At 61.9% G+C, this 16616-nt stretch carries 15 protein-coding genes; 13 read left to right on the top strand and 2 right to left on the bottom strand.

Annotation, left to right across the window (positions count from 1 at the left end; all coding sequences use genetic code 11):
* The first annotated feature begins 1 nt into the window (after nucleotide 1).
* The 8 genes from AC1RQK_RS29215 to AC1RQK_RS29180 all read left to right on the top strand — a co-directional run bounded on the left by AC1RQK_RS29215 (nucleotide 2) and on the right by AC1RQK_RS29180 (nucleotide 8750).
* On the top strand, nucleotides 2-2008 hold the full coding sequence (locus AC1RQK_RS29215; RefSeq protein ID WP_492812717.1) for a zinc-dependent metalloprotease family protein: 2007 nt from the start codon (nucleotides 2-4) through the stop codon (nucleotides 2006-2008).
* Nucleotides 1963-2937 (top strand): hypothetical protein, encoded by a 975-nt coding sequence (locus AC1RQK_RS29210; protein WP_492812715.1) that lies wholly within the window; start codon nucleotides 1963-1965, stop codon nucleotides 2935-2937. The genes AC1RQK_RS29215 and AC1RQK_RS29210 overlap by 46 nt, the downstream gene beginning before the upstream one ends.
* 5 nt (nucleotides 2938-2942) lie before the next feature.
* Entirely contained in the window at nucleotides 2943-4061 is a 1119-nt protein-coding gene (locus AC1RQK_RS29205) for a hypothetical protein (protein WP_492812713.1), read from the top strand.
* Between the two features lie 5 nt (nucleotides 4062-4066).
* A complete protein-coding gene (locus tag AC1RQK_RS29200) occupies nucleotides 4067-5182 on the top strand; it encodes a hypothetical protein (RefSeq protein ID WP_492812711.1) in 1116 nt (371 codons plus the stop codon).
* A gap of 5 nt (nucleotides 5183-5187) precedes the next feature.
* Nucleotides 5188-6306 carry a hypothetical protein gene (locus AC1RQK_RS29195; RefSeq protein ID WP_492812709.1) on the top strand — a complete coding sequence of 373 codons (1119 nt, stop codon included), beginning with the start codon at nucleotides 5188-5190 and terminating at the stop codon, nucleotides 6304-6306.
* A 5-nt stretch (nucleotides 6307-6311) separates the two neighbouring features.
* Nucleotides 6312-7547: a type VI secretion system protein TssL, long form gene (tssL, locus tag AC1RQK_RS29190; RefSeq protein WP_492812707.1), complete on the top strand. Its 1236-nt coding sequence runs from the start codon at nucleotides 6312-6314 to the stop codon at nucleotides 7545-7547.
* A 17-nt stretch (nucleotides 7548-7564) separates the two neighbouring features.
* Nucleotides 7565-7846 (top strand): PAAR domain-containing protein, encoded by a 282-nt coding sequence (locus AC1RQK_RS29185; protein WP_492812705.1) that lies wholly within the window; start codon nucleotides 7565-7567, stop codon nucleotides 7844-7846.
* Nucleotides 7847-7907: 61 nt separating this feature from the next.
* Nucleotides 7908-8750, top strand: a complete 843-nt coding sequence (locus AC1RQK_RS29180) for a hypothetical protein (protein ID WP_492812703.1) — start codon at nucleotides 7908-7910, stop codon at nucleotides 8748-8750.
* 485 nt (nucleotides 8751-9235) lie between these two features.
* On the opposite strand, the gene AC1RQK_RS29175 is transcribed toward AC1RQK_RS29180, so the two are convergent.
* A complete protein-coding gene (locus AC1RQK_RS29175; protein ID WP_183036661.1) occupies nucleotides 9236-10387 on the bottom strand; it encodes a 50S ribosomal protein L11 methyltransferase in 1152 nt (383 codons plus the stop codon).
* Nucleotides 10388-10580: 193 nt separating this feature from the next.
* On the bottom strand, nucleotides 10581-11522 hold the full coding sequence (locus tag AC1RQK_RS29170) for a CysB family HTH-type transcriptional regulator (RefSeq protein WP_183036660.1): 942 nt from the start codon (nucleotides 11520-11522) through the stop codon (nucleotides 10581-10583).
* A 156-nt stretch (nucleotides 11523-11678) separates the two neighbouring features.
* On the opposite strand from AC1RQK_RS29170, the gene AC1RQK_RS29165 reads away from it, so the two are divergent.
* From AC1RQK_RS29165 to cysD, 5 genes are read left to right on the top strand one after another with little or no spacing between them, the layout of a single operon-like run.
* Nucleotides 11679-12452, top strand: coding sequence for a sulfite exporter TauE/SafE family protein (locus AC1RQK_RS29165; RefSeq protein WP_183036659.1), 774 nt, complete (start codon nucleotides 11679-11681; stop codon nucleotides 12450-12452).
* 29 nt (nucleotides 12453-12481) lie between these two features.
* Nucleotides 12482-14161 (top strand): nitrite/sulfite reductase, encoded by a 1680-nt coding sequence (locus tag AC1RQK_RS29160; RefSeq protein WP_492375659.1) that lies wholly within the window; start codon nucleotides 12482-12484, stop codon nucleotides 14159-14161.
* A gap of 17 nt (nucleotides 14162-14178) precedes the next feature.
* A complete protein-coding gene (locus AC1RQK_RS29155) occupies nucleotides 14179-14760 on the top strand; it encodes a DUF934 domain-containing protein (RefSeq protein ID WP_416049494.1) in 582 nt (193 codons plus the stop codon).
* Entirely contained in the window at nucleotides 14757-15545 is a 789-nt protein-coding gene (locus tag AC1RQK_RS29150; protein ID WP_492375660.1) for a phosphoadenylyl-sulfate reductase, read from the top strand. Before AC1RQK_RS29155 ends, AC1RQK_RS29150 begins: the two co-directional genes overlap by 4 nt.
* An 11-nt stretch (nucleotides 15546-15556) precedes the next feature.
* Nucleotides 15557-16519, top strand: a complete 963-nt coding sequence (cysD, locus tag AC1RQK_RS29145) for a sulfate adenylyltransferase subunit CysD (protein ID WP_459371774.1) — start codon at nucleotides 15557-15559, stop codon at nucleotides 16517-16519.
* Nucleotides 16520-16616 lie beyond the last annotated feature (97 nt).

Raw genomic sequence — 16616 nt, 5'->3', positions numbered from 1 at the left:
TATGGCGACCCATTCCACACATCCTTCGCAAAAGCCGCCTGCAAGAACGCCCGCGCGGCCCGCGCCGAATCCGGAGTTGACCCTCAAGCCGGGCGGCGCGGTGTGCAAGGTGGTGCTACCGCTGCGCCCATTGCGCATCTATTTCCAGCTGTTTCCGGGTATCTCCCGCACTGAGGCCGAGCGCGGGTTGGCTGGCCTCAGCTACAAACTGCGCATCCCTGGACAAACGGACAGCGAAGGCACGACTGGGGCCAACGGCCAGATTCTCTTGCCGGGCCTGCAACCTGGCATCACAGGCGAACTGGAAATTCTTGGCACGCTGATCCAGTTGACCGCGCGTGACTACAGCGATGACGAGAAAACCGACGGCACAACGACGATGGGCATCCAGGGTGCCAAGCGTCGCCTGATGGTGCTGGGTTACTACGACAAGCCTTATCGGTCCGTACGTCTCGGGCAAGTGGCTGTGTCGCAGACGCCCGATGACAAATTGGACCACATCGAAATCGAAGACGCGATCCTGCGCTTTCAGGTGGACAGCGGCTTCGAGCCCAATGGCGAAATTGAGCGGCACGAACTCGCTGGCAGCAAGATCGATCCGTCGCAGGCGTTTGGCTTTCACCGCGATCTCACTGGCTCGAACGTCAAGCAGTTTCACCCCGACTTCGTCGCCAAGCTGGCAGCGGGCGGCGGCAGCGCCCCTCCGGGCACCATGGAGCCATGTACCGTCCCGCCTCCGCCACAACCGAAAAACAAAGGCACAGTTGGATCCGTCACGCCGGGACCATCACCAAAACCGCTGGCACGCGAAATCTACGATGGACACCGGTTTGTACCGGTGCGTTTCGTGCGGTACAACGAATCGACCACCTTTCATCCGGGCAGGCCCGAACTGGACGAGCGCGGCTACCGGGAGCATGACGGGCCGATCGTTAGCCTGATGGCTGGACAGAGAATTGACCTGTTGCTGCTGCGCCTGCATGTCGGGGCAAGCGTGCCGCTGAGCTTCGTCAGCACGGATGAGAGCACGGTCAAGATCAGTCAGGCGACGGGCGATCTGATCGAGCTGACGGGCATCGCCGGCCAGCCCGACAAGGCGAATGGAAAAAATGCCAACATTGAAGTGCGTCATGGCAGTGCCAGCGGGCCGCTACTACACACCCTGTCTGTGCAGGTCTACGACCCCATCAACGTCGCTGTGGCGGTGCATTTTGTGTCCATTGGGCAGGCCGGCAAGCCGGAGATTCCACGGATTCCTCCGTCACTTCAGCGTCCAAAGCTTGAACCCATCTTCAACAAGATCAATGACATCTGGCGGGCAGCGGGGGTTCGCTTTGAGGTCAAGCAATGGCTGAATGACACCGTCGACTTGACGCAGGCAGGGGCGATGACCGTCAAGCCTGCCAAAGACGGGCAACCTGCAGTGAACGAGTTCCCCGCGGTGACCAGTCTGAATCGCAAGGCGAGGCATCTGAACATGTATGTGGTGGAATCCACAATCGGTAGTGGCATTGGCTGGGGGCTTTGCAATACCGCCCTGGTGGCCGCCGAGCAGATGCATGGCGGCCATCCTTCCAGTCAGGATCAGCTCATCCAGACGTTCGCCCACGAGATCGGACATTTTCTTGGACTGTGGCACCCCGCAACGCATAACCCCAAGGGGGACGATGTTCACGTGCAAATTCAAGGCAGGGATGAACGCCACAACCTGGAGGATTTCTGGTCTCGCCGGATGCTGATGTATGTCTATACCGGTTTGAACGGCATCGGTCCACTGGACGCCTATACCCGGCAACGAGGACGGCAACAGGATGTTGGCAATGGCTGGCATGTGGGCGGCAAGATGCTGTGCTGCAAGACGGTGCCGAAGGTCGTGTCAAGCGATCCATTTTCTGAAATTGTCACGGCACGCGGGATCGCACTACTCAACCAGTCTGAATCGTCAACGGAGAAGAAAGCGGCATGGTCACCACCGTCCGACAACGCTGGGCAAGGCGTTTTTGCCTGAGTCTGCTGCTCACCTGCACCGTAGCGGTACCACAGGTGTGTGCTGCGCAAGATCAAGTCATACAGGAGCAAACGAATATGCCAAGCCTGGCACAAATGATCGACCACGAGCAGTGGGATGAAGCTTATGCCTATGTTCGCCGGCAACAGAATGCCATCGTGCCGGAAGTCCGCGCTATCGTGAGCGACCCAAGGACGAGCAGTACCGCGATGAAAATTGCCTACGGCTTTCTGCGAAAAGTTCCAACGCTTGAATCGGCAACGCTATTGGCGCAAGGCTTTAGTAAAGGAGGAGGTCAGGCAAGCGTACTTGGCTTGATCGAGAACCCTCGTCCCGAGGTTTACCCAATTCTGAAGGGGCAGATGCGACCACCTGCAAAAGAAGACGACAGGGACCTCCTGCTCACGATGGCGCAGATCCCCGTGCCACCGGAGCAGCGCATCGCCGATCTGAAGCCCTATGTGGGAGCAAAGGACTATGAAGTGCGGGTCGGCGCGGTCTTCGGCCTCGCGCTGCTGGACGACCCCGGCAGTATGGAACTGATGACGCGTGCGCTGAGTGCGGATGACCGCGACGGGAAAATGGTCCCACTCATGATCTTCTATCAGTTCCGCGCATGGCGCACACCGAAATTTGTGCCGGTGCTGATTCCCGTGCTGAACGACCCCATGCCGATCAAGGATATCGGACTGCGCCGCTATAACGCGGATGGCAGCGAATCGGCCATGACGCCAGAAGAACTGCGCTATCTACGCGCCCGCGACTACGCGCTGAACATCCTTGTCAAGACGCTGAACATCGACGTGCCGTTCAAGATCGAGGACGACGTGACCTATTCCAAGGAGCAGCGCGAGCTGGTCAAGCAGAAGCTGCGCGACTTGGGCTACACGGTGACAGATGAGCCCCATGCGGTCACGAACGGCGTGTAAGAAAGATGGCCGACATGGACTTGCAAGGCATCCCTTCGCCCGAGCCGGCTAACAAACCGGCAGCCGGTAACGATTCGCAGCCGACGCGAGGCGAAGGCGTCAAGCCGACGCCTCGCTGGATTCCGCCGCCGCGAACTTTTGAGCAGCGTATGGGCACCACCGTCCGACAACGCTGGGCAAGGCGTTTTTGCCTGAGCCTGCTGCTTGCCAGCACCATTGCATTGCCACAAACATGGGCTGCGCAAGATCAAGTCATACAGGAGCAAACGAATATGCCTGGCCTGGCACAAATGATCGACCACGAGCAGTGGGATGAAGCTTATGCCTATGTTCGTCTGCAACAGAATGCCATCGTGCCGGAAGTCCGCGCTATCGTGAGCGATCCAAGAACGAGCAGTACCGCAATGGAAATTGCCTACGGCTTTCTGCGGAAAGTTCCCACGCTTGAATCGGCAACGCTACTGGCGCAAGGCTTTAGTAAAGGAGGAGGTCAAGCAAGCGTACTCGGCTTGATCGAGAACCCTCGTTCCGAGGTTTACCCTATTCTGAAGGGGCAGATGCGACCACCTGCAAATGAAGGCGACAGGGATCTCCTGCTCACGATGGCGCAAATCCCCGTGCCACCGGAGCAGCGCATCGCCGATCTGAAGCCCTATCTAGCGGCAAAAAACTACGGGGTGCGCGTCGGCGCGGTCTTCGGCCTCGCGCTGCTGGACGACCCCGGCAGTATGGAACTGATGACGCGTGCGCTGAGTGCAGGTAACCGCGACAGGAAAAGGGACCCACTCATGATCTTCTACCAGTTCCGCGCCTGGCGCACGCCGAAGTTCGTGCCGGTGCTGATTCCCGTGCTGAACGACCCGATGGAAATCAAGGATATCGGACTGCGCCGCTATAACGCGGATGGCAGCGAATCGGCCATGACGCCCGAAGAACTGCGCTATCTACGCGCCCGCGACTACGCGCTGAACATCCTGGTCAAGACGCTGAACATCGACGTGCCGTTCAAGATCGAGGACGACGTGACTTATTCCAAGGACCAGCGCGAGCTGGTCAAGCAGAAGCTGCGCGACTTGGGCTACACGGTGACCGATGAGCCCCATCCGGTCACGAGCGGCGTGTAAGCAAGATGGCCGACATGGACCCGCAAGGCATCCCCTCGCCCGAGCCGGACAACAAACCAGCAGCCGGTAACGATTCGCAGCCGACCCCTCGCTGGATTTCGCCGCCGCGAACTCTTGAGCAGCGTATGGGCACCACCGTCCGACAACGCTGGGCAAGGCGTCTTTGCCTGAGTCTGCTGCTTGCCAGCACCATTGCATTGCCACAAACATGGGCTGCGCAAGATCTCGCCATTCCGGAGCAACCGAATATGCCTCGCCTCGCACAATTGATGAACCAACATATCAGCCAAAATCGGTGGGATGATTGGGATGACGTCTATGCCTACGTCCGTCAGCAACAAAACGCCATCGTGCCAGAAGTCCGCGCCATCGTGAGCGACCCAAGGACGAGCGGTACCGCAATGGAAATTGCCTACGGCTTTCTGCGGAAGGTTCCCACGCTTGAATCGGCGACGCTACTGGCGCAAGGCTTGGGAAAAGGGGGCGGCCGAACAAGCGTATTTGGCTTGATCGAGAACCCTCGTCCTGAGGTCTATCCCATTCTCAAAGCAAAGCTCCAACCTCCAAAGGAGGAGGAAAACAAGAACCTCCTGCTCACGATGGCGCAGATCCCCGTGCCACCGGAGCAGCGCATCGCCGATCTCAAGCCCTATTTGACGGCCAAGTACTATCAGACCCGAATCGCGGCGGCGTTCAGTCTCGCGCTGCTGGACGACCCCGGCAGTATGGAACTGATGACGCGTGCGCTGGACGCCGATGACCGTGACGGGAAAAAGGTCCCACTCATGATCTTCTATGAGTTCCGCGCATGGCGCACACCGAAATTTGTGCCGATGCTGATTCCCGTGCTGAACGACCCCATGCCGATCAAGGATATCGGACTGCGCCGCTATAACGCGGATGGCAGCGAATCGGCCATGACGCCCGAAGAACTGCGCTATCTACGCGCCCGCGACTACGCGCTGAACATCCTTGTCAAGACGCTGAACATCGACGTGCCGTTCAAGATCGAGGACGACGTGACCTATTCCAAGGAGCAGCGCGAGTTGGTCAAGCAGAAGCTGCGTGACTTGGGTTACACGGTGACCGATGAGCCCCATCCGGTCACAAACGGCGTGTAAGCAAGATGGCCGACATGGACTTGCAAGGCATCCCTTCGCCCGAGCCGGCTAACAAACCGGCAGCCGGTAACGATTCGCAGCCGACGCGAGCCGAAGGCGTCAAGCCGACGCCTCGCTGGATTCCGCCGCCGCGAACTCTTGAGCAGCGTATGGGCACCACCGTCCGACAACGCTGGGCAAGGCGTTTTTGCCTGAGTCTGCTGCTCAGCTGCACCGTAGCGGTACCACGGGTGTGTGCTGCGCAAGATCAAGTCATACAGGAGCAAACGAATATGCCTGGCCTGGCACAAATGATCGACCACGAGCAGTGGGATGAAGCTTATGCCTATGTTCGCCGGCAACAGAATGCCATCGTGCCGGAAGTCCGCGCTATCGTGAGCGACCCAAGGACGAGCGGTACCGCAATAAAAACTGCCTACGGCTTTCTGCGGAAGGTCCCCTCGCTTGAATCGGCGATGTTATTGGCGCAAGGCTTTAGTAAAGGAGGAGGTCAGGCAAGCGTACTTGGCTTGATCGAGAACCCTCGTCCCGAGGTTTACCCAATTCTGAAGGGGCAGATGCGACCACCTGCAAAAGAAGACGACAGGGATCTCCTGCTCACGATGGCGCAGATCCCCGTGCCACCGGAGCAGCGCATCGCCGACCTGAAGCCCTATGTGGGAGCAAAGGACTATGGAGTGCGGGTCGGCGCGGTCTTCGGCCTCGCGCTGCTGGACGACCCCGGCAGCGTGGAGTTGATGGCACGCGCCCTAGGCTCGGGGGTTCGCGGCAAGAAGGAAGTCCCACTCATGATCTTCTATCAGTTCCGCGCATGGCGCACGCCGATATTTGTGCCGGTGCTGATTCCCGTGCTGAACGACCCCATGCCGATCAAGGATATCGGACTGCGCCGCTATAACGCGGATGGCAGCGAATCGGCCATGACACCCGAAGAGCTGCGCTATCTACGCGCGCGCGACTACGCGCTGAACATCCTTGTCAAGACGCTGAACATCGACATGCCGTTCAAGATCGAGGACGACGTGACCTATTCCAAGGAGCAGCGCGAGCTGGTCAAGCAGAAGCTGCGCGACTTGGGTTACACGGTGACCGATGAGCCCCATCCGGTCACGAACGGAGTCTAAGCAAGATGGCCGACATGGACCCGCAAGGCATCCCCTCGCCCGAGCCGGACAACAAACCAGCAGCCGGTAGCGATTCGCAGCCGCCGCATACTTTTGAGCAGCGTCTCGCCGATGTGCAGCGTGCCCCGAATCCAATATTGGAGGCAGCACGGCGCTTGGTTCGTTGTCTCTGCGACCTACCGGAGCGCATGGCGCCGGCGGAAACGGAACGTCTACGCGAGCTGATCAACGAAGAGCTCGACACGTTCAAGGCACTGGTCGAGCGCGCCAACGTCAAGCGCGAACATGTCATTGCCTCGCACTATGCCATCTGCACGGCGCTGGACGACGTAGCCTTGCAGCACGAATGGGGACAGGGCTGGTGGGCCAACCACAGTCTGCTGGTTCAACACCACCAGGACAATCAGGGCGGCGAGAAGGTATATCAAGTGCTGGGCCGTCTGGTGGAGTCGCCCCACGAGCATATCGCGGTCATCCAACTGATCTACCATTTGATGTCCCTGGGATTCATGGGGCGTTATCGCAGGATGACCGACGGAGACCGGCAGCATTACACGATTCGGCAGCGCTTGTACGACTTGCTGCTGAAGCACTACGGCCCCGTCCCCAACGAACTGTCGCCGCACATTGAACCCGCGCCGCCGGGGCGCTTTCGCCGTCTGTACAGTGTGTCGCCGTGGGCGACGGCTTCGGTGCTTGCCGTGGTTGTCTTGGGGCTGTTCGCTTGGATGAAATACGATTTGATGCTCAAGCAGCATGAAGTGGTGCAGCAGATTGAGGCCATTGGCAGGATGACGCCGCCACCGCTGCCCCAGGCGCTGCATCTGGCCGAATTGCTCAAGGATGAGATCGCACGTGGCGTGGTAGCGGTCCATGACAACGACCAAGGTACGACCGTGGTATTCCGGGGCGATGACATGTTCCGTGCCGGCCAGGCTGATGTGAACAAGCGACTGTTGCCAACGCTCAACAAAGTGGCCAGCGAAATCAACAAGGTGCAAGGTAAGGTGCAAGTGATCGGCCACAGCGACAACCAGCCCATCAAGAGCGTGCGCTTTCCGTCCAATCAGGTGTTATCCGAAGAACGCGCCGCCGTCGTCAGTGAGTGTCTTGCAAGTCAAGGGGTCGCCAAGGGCCGACTCGAAGCAATTGGCAAGGGCGATAGCGAACCCGTTGGCGATAACAAGACCATCGCTGGTCGCGCTGCAAACCGGCGTGTCGAAGTGGTGGTAACCCAATAGTCGCAAAGCCAATCCAAATGCCAAAGAAGCGCATCAAGAAAGGCGATAAGACCACGCATGGCGGCGAAGTCATCAGTGGGTCCGCCAGCGATTTACTGGACGGCCAGCCAATGGCGCGCCTGGGGGACCTCGTCAGTTGCCCGCTCGGCTACCCGGATGGCCGGCCGCACGGCACTAACAAGATCGTGGAGGCGAGCTCCGGGCTAACGGTCGAAGGCGGCGTCGTGGCTTGCGAGGGGGGCCGCACAGAGTGTGGCTGCCAGTTGATTGCGAACACCGACACGAGTGCGGGGGCATAGTCAGATGCGCGATTTTTCCTGCCTGTCCTGGTCCCCTGAGCTGGCTGATATGGAGACGGGAATGATCGCCGCCAAGGTTGCGAAGCGAGTCATGTTGCGTGCAGACGGCGGTCTTTATGGCATCGTGAGTGCCGGCGTGATGGGGGTTGCCTATCCTACTGAGCCGGTGACGCTGCGTTTGGACCGCGTGGCGAGCATGGACATCGGTGACCCGGCCCAGGTCATTGAACACGACATGACGGGTGTGGCCGGCATGGTTTCGCATGACATTCACTTTCACGATGGCAGCCGTGCCCAATACGCCGTCAATGCGCATGGGAAAATCGTGGCGTTCGCAGCAAAATGGATCGCGCTGGAGATCAGCGCAGACAATCACGTAAAGCTGATATCGACCCCTGTGCAATCCTGGGCGGCCAAGCTGCGCGCACGTCTCGATGAACGCAAGACCTTGCGCCTTGCTTTGCTTGCCGGGGGCATGCTGGCGCTCGGCCTGCTGCTAGGCTGGTTTCTGCCGGCGTGGCTGGCTGTGTCGAAGCCCTTTGCCTTGGGGTGCCTGCTAATCATCGGGTTGGCGTTGGGCGCGGCAGGATTCGCCTGGCGCATTCCTCGCAGCCTGCCTGTAGCACTTGGCGTCTGCAACGCCATTGCATTGCCCCTCGTGTGGATGCTATTTCAGCTAAGGCTGCTAGCCCCTGGGTTACCGAGCCCAACGATTCACCGCGATGCGGCGGTCTTGTTTTCCTTGGAATTCGTCGTGTTGGCGGGTCTGATACTGACGATTCTGCACTACCGTAGGCGTGCCCCTGCGACCGTTCATGTTGTGCATCGGATCGACGGCAGGTATCTAGTCGAACAAGCGTCATCCTGTGTACTAGGCATCAGGCTGAATGGCGAAACATTTTGAGGCAGGCATGATAGTGCCGGTCGATTTATACACCTCAGAGACTTTTTTAGGCGAGCGCGCCGGGTATCAGCGAGGTGATAAGGGGATGATCTACATCTACGCGCAACTCTAGGGCGCAATGGAGGACATGATGCTTCCGGAGCGACCATCCATCGGATACCTTCTGCCGGGGGAAAGGTGCGTGCTTGTCCAGCAGGCTGCGAAGGCGATACCGGCTTCACGCGTCCGATGTGGGGAGAGGGAGGGCTGGGCGACGGAGATCGATGCCTTTGATCCGCCTATCGCGTTTTGAGTGCGTGCGCCGTGTGGAGGGGCCGGGGAGGGGGCTTTTGCGGGTTGGGCGCGTGTCGCTCTTGCGGGCTCCCGCCCTCTCCCCCGCCCCTCTCCCGCAGGGCGGGAGAGGGGAGACAACAGAGCGCAACATTAAAGGCTCTGGTTGTCTTCAGACCTAGGCGACGAGCGTCGCCCGGTTTATCGGCTGCAGCTTACTTGATACCCAACCGCCACAACGAAGTCACCTCAGCCGCGCGCGCAGCGTGCAGCGGGTCGGTCATGTCCGCAGCCTTCGGGTGGTTGGGCTTTACCTCCAGCCGCCCCAGCACCTTCAGCCCGGCTGCATCAATCCAGCCCAGCAACTGGTCCCGTGTGCGCAGGCCCAGGTGTTCAGCCAGATCCGACAGCAGCAGCCAGCCTTCGCCCTTGGGTTCCAGGTGATCCGCCAGCCCGGCGATAAAGCCCTTCAGCATCTGGCAGTCCGGGTCATACACCGCGCGTTCAATCGGCGAGTTGGGGCGTGCCGGCACCCACGGCGGGTTGCACACCACCAGCGGGGCGCGGCCTTCGGGGAACAGGTCGGCTTCCACCACTTCGACCTGGGCGGCGGCCTTCAGGCGGTGGATGTTGTCGCTGGCGCAGGCGAGTGCGCGCGGGTCCATGTCGGTGGCGATCACGCGCTTGACGCCGCGCTGGGCTAGCAGGGCGGCCAGCACGCCGGTGCCGGTGCCGATGTCGAAGGCGAGGTTGAGGGCGCCGGCGGGTAGCTGGGCTTTGGCGACCAGGTCGATGTATTCGCCGCGCACGGGGGAGAACACGCCGTAGTAGGGGTGGATGCGTTCGGCCAGGGCGGGGATTTCCACGCCTTTTTTACGCCACTCGTGGGCGCCGATCAGGCCGAGGAGTTCGCGCATGGATGCCACGTAGGGGGCGTCGACCTCGCCGTAGGCTTCGAGGCAGGCTTCGCGCACATCCGGCGAGCGGCGCAGGGGCACGAGGTGGTCGGCGTCAAAGGGCAGCAGCAGCATGGAGAGCGTGCGGGCGCGCTGGGACTGGGCCTGGCGGTGCAGGTGGAAGGCTTCGGTGGGGGTGGGCTTGGCCTTGGGCACCTTGGACGCCTTGGCGGCTTTCTTGGGCTTGTCGGCGCGGCGGGCCAGGGCCTGGAGCAGCTGGCGGGCGTTCTGGAAGTCGCCGCGCCAGAGCATGGCGGTGCCTTCGCAGGCGAGGCGGTAGGCGGTGTCGCCGGTGGTGGTGTCGTCAGCGATGACGACGCGCTTGGGCGGGGGCGTGCCGGCTTCGGATTGCCAGTTTGCGCTGCGTTCTTCGCCGTTTTCGGTCCAGTGGATGGTGGCTTGCTCTGTCATAGGGTCTTTCTGGCTGCCTGGGGCGGCCAATGGGTTGTGCTGCGTTGTGCTGATAAGTCTGGTCAACCGGGGTTGGCCATTCAAGGTGATCCGTCCCTGCCGCGCGCCGGTTGCATCCGGGGCGCCGTGGCGGGGCTGGCATGGCGCGGCTGATGGCTATCCATCGTTGGTCAGCCGCGCTGGATGGGGTGCGTCAGAGTTCGTAGGCTTCGTGGTCGCCCGACATGGCTTGTTCTACCAGCTTGCGGTTGAGCGTTGGGGAGAACAGCTCAATAAAGGTATACACAAAGCTGCGCAGGTAGGCGCCTTGCTTCACAGCCAGGTGCGTCACATTGGTGCCGAACAGGTGCCCGGCGGGGATGCCGCGCAGGTTGCGGTCGCGCTCGGCGTCAAAGGCGACGCCGGCGACGATGCCCACGCCCAGGCCGATCTCCACATAGGTCTTGATGACGTCGGCGTCGATGGCTTCCAGGATGATGTCGGGCTTGAGGTGGCGCAGCTCGAAGGCTTTGTCGATCTTGGGGCGGCCGGCGAAGTTGGGATCATAAGTGATGAGTGGGTAACCCATCAGGTCTTCCAGCGCCAGGTGCTTCTTTTCTAGCAGGGGGTGGTCGGGGGGCATGACGACCACGTGCTGCCATTGGTAGCCGGGCAGGGAGATCAGGTTTTTGTCGGCCGAGATGCCTTCGGTGGCGATGCCGATGTCGGCGTGGTCGTGCAGCACCATGTCGGCGATCTGGGCGGGATTGCCCTGTTGTATGGACAGGCGCACCTTGGGGTAGCGCTTGGTAAACTCCGCGATCACCCGGGGCAGGGCGTAGCGCGCCTGCGTGTGGGTGGTGGCGATGGTGAAGTTGCCCTGGTCCTGGGCGGCGTAGTCCTTGCCGACGCGTTTCAGGCTTTCCACTTCTTGCAGGATCTTTTCTACCGACTCCAGGATGCGGCGGCCGGGCTCCGTCAGGCTGCGGATGCGCTTGCCGTGGCGGGTAAAGATGTCCACGCCGAGCTCTTCTTCCAGCTCGATGATGGCCTTGGAGACACCGGGTTGTGACGTGTAGAGCGCTTTAGCGGCTTCGGTCAGGTTGTAGTTCTGACGTACGGCTTCGCGCACAAAGCGGAACTGATGCAGGTTCATATAACTGTGTTCGTATAAACAAACAACTTCTTATTAGTTTGAGATATGAGGGCAGTTTATTACGATTCTCGAACTTTGTTAATGAACGGTCGGAACCTCCGTGTGCTTGCCTCACTTTTAGGCAGCAACGGGCGCTTACCGGCCCGGTGAACCCCAATGTCTCTTGCCTATACCGTTTCCGGTCTGCTAGTAGGCGTCCTCGTCGGTCTGACCGGGGTAGGCGGGGGTTCGCTCATGACGCCGCTGCTGACGCTGCTGTTCGGCTTTTCGCCGGCCACGGCGGTTGGCACGGACCTGGCTTTCGCCGCCATCACCAAGGGTTTCGGCACGCTGGCGCACCGCGCCCACGGCCATGTGCAGTGGCAGGTGGTGCGCCGCCTGTGCATTGGCAGCCTGCCGGCCGCGGTGGTGGCCATCCTGGTGCTCAAGAGCGCCGGTGAACTCAACGCGCAGTGGCTGCACGCCATCCGCATGACCATCGGCGTGTCGGTGATCCTGACGGTATTGTCGCTGTTGTTCCGCAGGCAGCTGCTGGCGTGGCTGTCCCGCAACCCCCAGTTCCAGCTGGAAGGCCGTGCCCAGACCATTGCCACCATCGTGGTGGGCGCCGTGATCGGCGTGCTGGTGACGGTGTCCTCGATCGGTGCCGGTGCCGTTGGCGCCACCTTGATCCTGCTGCTCTATCCCCGCATGAAGCCTGCCGAAGTGGCGGGCACCGATATCGCCTACGCCGTCCCGTTGACGGCGCTTGCCGGCCTGGGCCATGTGTGGCTGGGCACGGTGAACTGGACCCTTTTGCTGGCCTTGCTGGTGGGCTCGATCCCCGGCATCTGGCTGGGCGCGCAACTGTCGCGGGCGTTGCCCGAGCGGCTGGTGCGTGCCGCGCTGGCTACCACGCTGACGCTGGTGGCCATCAAGCTCGTCTCCTGAATTTAACGAATACTGAACGGACCCACACCATGTATCAGTACGACCAATACGACCAGCGCATCGTCAACGAACGCGTAGCCCAGTTCCGTGACCAGGTGCGCCGCCGCCTGTCCGACGAGCTGTCCGAGGAAGAATTCCTGCCGCTGCGCCTGCAAAACGGCCTGTACATGCAGCGCCATGCCTACATGCTGCGCGTGGCGATTCCGTACGGCTTGCTGTCTAGCAAGCAGATGCGCATGCTGGGCCATATCGCGCGCGAGTATGACCGCGGCTATGGCCACTTCTCCACCCGCCAGAACATCCAGTACAACTGGATGGAGCTGGAGCGCGTGCCCGACGTGCTGGCCGAACTGGCCAGCGTCGAGATGCACGGCATCCAGACCTCCGGCAACTGCGTGCGCAACATCACCACCGACCACTTCGCTGGCGTTGCGCCCGATGAGTCCGTGGACCCGCGCGTGCTGGCTGAGCTGCTGCGCCAGTGGAGCACGTTCCAGCCGGAATTTGCGTTCCTGCCGCGCAAGTTCAAGATCGCCATCTCCGCTTCGGCCGATGACCGCGCCGTGGTGCAGATGCACGATATCGGCATCTACGCTTACCGCAATGCCGAGGGCGAAACGCGCCTGCGCATCCTGGCCGGCGGCGGCCTGGGCCGCACCCCGATCCTGGGTTCGGTGATCAAGGACGACCTGCCTTGGCAGCACCTGCTGTCGTACGTGGAATCGGCCATTCGCGTGTACAACCGCTATGGACGGCGCGACAACAAGTACAAGGCGCGTATCAAGATCCTGGTGAAGGCCATCGGCGCGGAGAAGTTCGCGCAGGAAGTCGAGGAAGAATGGCAGCACAGCAAGGATGGTCCCGCCACCATCACGCAGGCCGAGTTCGACCGCGTGGCGCAGTACTTCGCGCCCCCGGCTTACGACAAGCTGCCGGACACCGACGCTTCGTATGAAAAGCACCTACTGGAAGACAAGGCTTTCGCCCGCTGGGTGAGCCGCAGCGTGCATGCGCACAAGGTGCCGGGCTACGCGGCGATCACGCTGTCGACCAAGCCCGGCCCGGCATCGCCCCCGGGAGATGCCACCGATGCGCAGATCGACCTGGTGGCTGACCTGGCCGACCGCTACGGCTACGGCGAGCTGCGCGTGGCGCACGAGCAGAACCTGGTGCTGCCGGACGTGAAGAAGCGCGACCTGTACGCGCTGTGGCAAGAGGCCAAGAAGGGCGGCCTGGCTACCGCCAACATCGGCCTGCTGACCGACATCATCGCCTGCCCGGGCGGCGATTTCTGCTCGCTGGCCAATGCCAAGTCGATCCCCATCGCGCTGGCCATCCAGGAGCGTTTCGACAACCTGGACTACGTGCACGACCTGGGCGAGATCTCGCTCAATATCTCGGGTTGCATCAACGCTTGCGGCCACCACCACGTTGGCAACATCGGCGTGCTGGGCGTGGATAAGGACGGCGAGGAGTGGTACCAGGTCACGCTGGGCGGCGCGCAAGGCAACAAGAGCGCCATCGGCAAGGTGATCGGCCCGTCGTTCAAGGCTGAGGAAATGCCGGATGTGGTGTCGCACATCATCGACACCTATGTGGCCAACCGCCATGACGACGAACGCTTCATCGATGTGCTGGGCCGTATCGGCATCGCCCCGTTCAAGGAACGCGTCTACGCCGACAAGCAGCGCGAACGCGCCGAAGCCTGAGCACCGGAGATAACGACATGGCAAAGATTATTCAACTGCAACGCGGCGAAGGCGCCAACCCGGTTCCGGTCATCATCGATGACGCATGGACGGTGCTGCGCGGTGCCGAGGGCGCGGCCCTGACGGAAGAGCAGATCGTCGCCGCCGCGCAAGGCAAGGACGCTGTGCTGTTCCCGCTGACCGCATGGCTGGCGCACAAGGACGGCGTGCTGGCTGGCCGCGCCGCCGACATCACCGGCATCTGGCTGGCGCCGGAAGACGAGCCGGCCGACGCGCAGGCCGCGTTTGCCAGCGTGGCCGTGGTGGCGGTGGATTTCCCCGTGTTCCGCGATGGCCGTGGTTTTTCCACCGCCTACCTGCTGCGCACCCGTTACAACTGGACCGGCCAGCTGCGCGCCATCGGCGACGTGCTGCGCGACCAGCTGAACTTCATGAAGCGCTGCGGCTTTGACGCCTTTGCGGTGCGCGCGGACAAGAACATCGATGACGCCATCAAGGGCTTCACCGAGTTCACCGTGGCTTACCAGGCATCGGTGGATGAGCCGCTGCCGCTGTTTCGCCGCAACCGCGCCGAAGCGCTGGGCAAGGAAACGGCATGAGCGAGATTGCAATCGTCGAGGCTGCCGTCTCGTCACTGCGCCCGCCGGCGCTGTGGACCGCGCCGGCGTACACCGGCAGCGTGGCGGATCTGGAGGCCAAGGAGCGTGCGCTGGGCCTGCGCCTGGCGCAGATCGCCGGCCGCTTTTTCCGCGCCCGCTTTGCGTCCAGCCTGGCAGCCGAAGACATGGTGGTGACCGACGCCATCCTGCGCGGCACCGAGGCCGTGCGCGCCGGCATCCGCGTGTTCACGCTGCAAACCGGGCGCCTGCATGCCGAGACGCTGGCGGTGCTCGATGAGGTCAAGGCGCATTACGGCTACGACATCGAGCGCTTCACGCCGGATCCCGAGGCGGTGGAGAACTACCTGAAGAACCACGGCCTGAACGCGTTCTACGACAGCGTGGACCTGCGCAAGAACTGCTGCGGCATCCGCAAGGTGGAGCCGCTGAACCGCGCGCTGTCCCACGCGGACGCCTGGCTGACCGGCCAGCGCCGCGAGCAGGCGGTGACGCGCTCGGAGCTGCCGTTCGAGGAAATGGACGAGGCACGCGGCATTCCCAAGTTCAACCCGCTCGCCGACTGGAGCGAGTCCGAGGTGTGGGCTTACCTGAAGCGCCACAACGTGCCGGTCAACGCGCTGCATGCCAAGGGTTACCCCAGCATCGGCTGCGAGCCTTGTACGCGTGCCGTGCGCGCTGGCGAGGATGTACGCGCCGGGCGGTGGTGGTGGGAGAGCAAGGACTCGAAAGAGTGCGGGCTTCACGAACAGAACATCAAGCATTGAGGCCAGACGAAATGGGCATCATGAACGAACTGACCGGCGCGCCGGAAGTGGCGCACCTGCTGCAAGTGCAAAACGATCACCTCGACAAGCTCGAGGCGGAATCCATCTACATCATCCGCGAGGTGGTGGCGGAGTGCCGCAACCCGGCGCTGCTGTTCTCGGGCGGCAAGGACTCCATCGTCATGCTGCACCTGGCGCTCAAGGCCTTCCGCCTGGGCGACCGCAAGACCGAACTGCCGTTCCCGCTGGTGCATATCGACACCGGCCACAACTACCCGGAAGTGATCCGCTTCCGTGACCAGCGCGTGGCCGAGCTTGGCGCGCGCCTGGTGGTGGGCCATGTGGAAGATTCCATCAAGCGCGGCACCGTGCGCCTGCGCAAGGAAACCGACTCGCGCAATGCCGCGCAAGCCGTGACCCTGCTGGAAACCATCGAAGCCAACAAGTACGACGCGCTGATGGGCGGTGCCCGCCGCGACGAAGAAAAGGCGCGTGCCAAGGAACGCATCTTCTCCTTCCGCGACGAGTTCGGCCAATGGGACCCGAAGGCCCAGCGCCCGGAACTGTGGAGCCTGTACAACGCCCGCATGGCGGCCGGCGAGCAGATGCGCGTGTTCCCGATCTCCAACTGGACCGAGCTGGACGTGTGGCAGTACATCGCCCGCGAAGAGCTTGAGCTGCCCCCGATCTACTACGCGCACCAGCGCGAAGTGGTGAAGAAGAACGGCCTGCTGGTGCCGGTCACGCCGATCACGCCGAAGCAAGACGGCGACGTCAGCGAAGTGATCTCGGTGCGTTTTCGCACCGTGGGCGACATCAGTTGCACCTGCCCGGTGGCCAGCGTTGCGGCCTCGCCGATCGAGATCATCGCCGAGACGGCCGTGACGGAGATCACCGAGCGCGGCGCCACGCGGATGGACGACCAGACCAGCGAAGCGTCCATGGAACGCCGCAAAAAAGAAGGCTACTTCTAACCCGGACGCATAGGCGGGCACATCGCGTCGTTGCGAGAGTGCTCGTGTACCAATGTACACGTCGCCCTCACGCGCCTAGCGCTGCCTCCCGCCTATG

Source organism: Cupriavidus sp. GW822-FHT02D05, assembly GCF_058802485.1.
The sequence above is the reverse complement of the archived record's forward strand: the minus strand, read 5'-3'. Positions and strand labels throughout refer to the sequence as shown.

Coding starts and splice junctions, on each gene's coding strand:
- AC1RQK_RS29175 (WP_183036661.1), bottom strand. CDS start 10,387: ATGACAGAGCAAGCCACCATCCACTGGACCGAAAACGGCGAAGAACGC.
- AC1RQK_RS29195 (WP_492812709.1), top strand. CDS start 5,188: ATGGCCGACATGGACTTGCAAGGCATCCCTTCGCCCGAGCCGGCTAAC.
- AC1RQK_RS29185 (WP_492812705.1), top strand. CDS start 7,565: ATGCCAAAGAAGCGCATCAAGAAAGGCGATAAGACCACGCATGGCGGC.
- AC1RQK_RS29155 (WP_416049494.1), top strand. CDS start 14,179: ATGGCAAAGATTATTCAACTGCAACGCGGCGAAGGCGCCAACCCGGTT.
- AC1RQK_RS29215 (WP_492812717.1), top strand. CDS start 2: ATGGCGACCCATTCCACACATCCTTCGCAAAAGCCGCCTGCAAGAACG.
- AC1RQK_RS29165 (WP_183036659.1), top strand. CDS start 11,679: ATGTCTCTTGCCTATACCGTTTCCGGTCTGCTAGTAGGCGTCCTCGTC.
- tssL (WP_492812707.1), top strand. CDS start 6,312: ATGGCCGACATGGACCCGCAAGGCATCCCCTCGCCCGAGCCGGACAAC.
- AC1RQK_RS29210 (WP_492812715.1), top strand. CDS start 1,963: ATGGTCACCACCGTCCGACAACGCTGGGCAAGGCGTTTTTGCCTGAGT.
- AC1RQK_RS29160 (WP_492375659.1), top strand. CDS start 12,482: ATGTATCAGTACGACCAATACGACCAGCGCATCGTCAACGAACGCGTA.
- AC1RQK_RS29205 (WP_492812713.1), top strand. CDS start 2,943: ATGGCCGACATGGACTTGCAAGGCATCCCTTCGCCCGAGCCGGCTAAC.
- cysD (WP_459371774.1), top strand. CDS start 15,557: ATGGGCATCATGAACGAACTGACCGGCGCGCCGGAAGTGGCGCACCTG.
- AC1RQK_RS29200 (WP_492812711.1), top strand. CDS start 4,067: ATGGCCGACATGGACCCGCAAGGCATCCCCTCGCCCGAGCCGGACAAC.
- AC1RQK_RS29170 (WP_183036660.1), bottom strand. CDS start 11,522: ATGAACCTGCATCAGTTCCGCTTTGTGCGCGAAGCCGTACGTCAGAAC.
- AC1RQK_RS29150 (WP_492375660.1), top strand. CDS start 14,757: ATGAGCGAGATTGCAATCGTCGAGGCTGCCGTCTCGTCACTGCGCCCG.
- AC1RQK_RS29180 (WP_492812703.1), top strand. CDS start 7,908: ATGATCGCCGCCAAGGTTGCGAAGCGAGTCATGTTGCGTGCAGACGGC.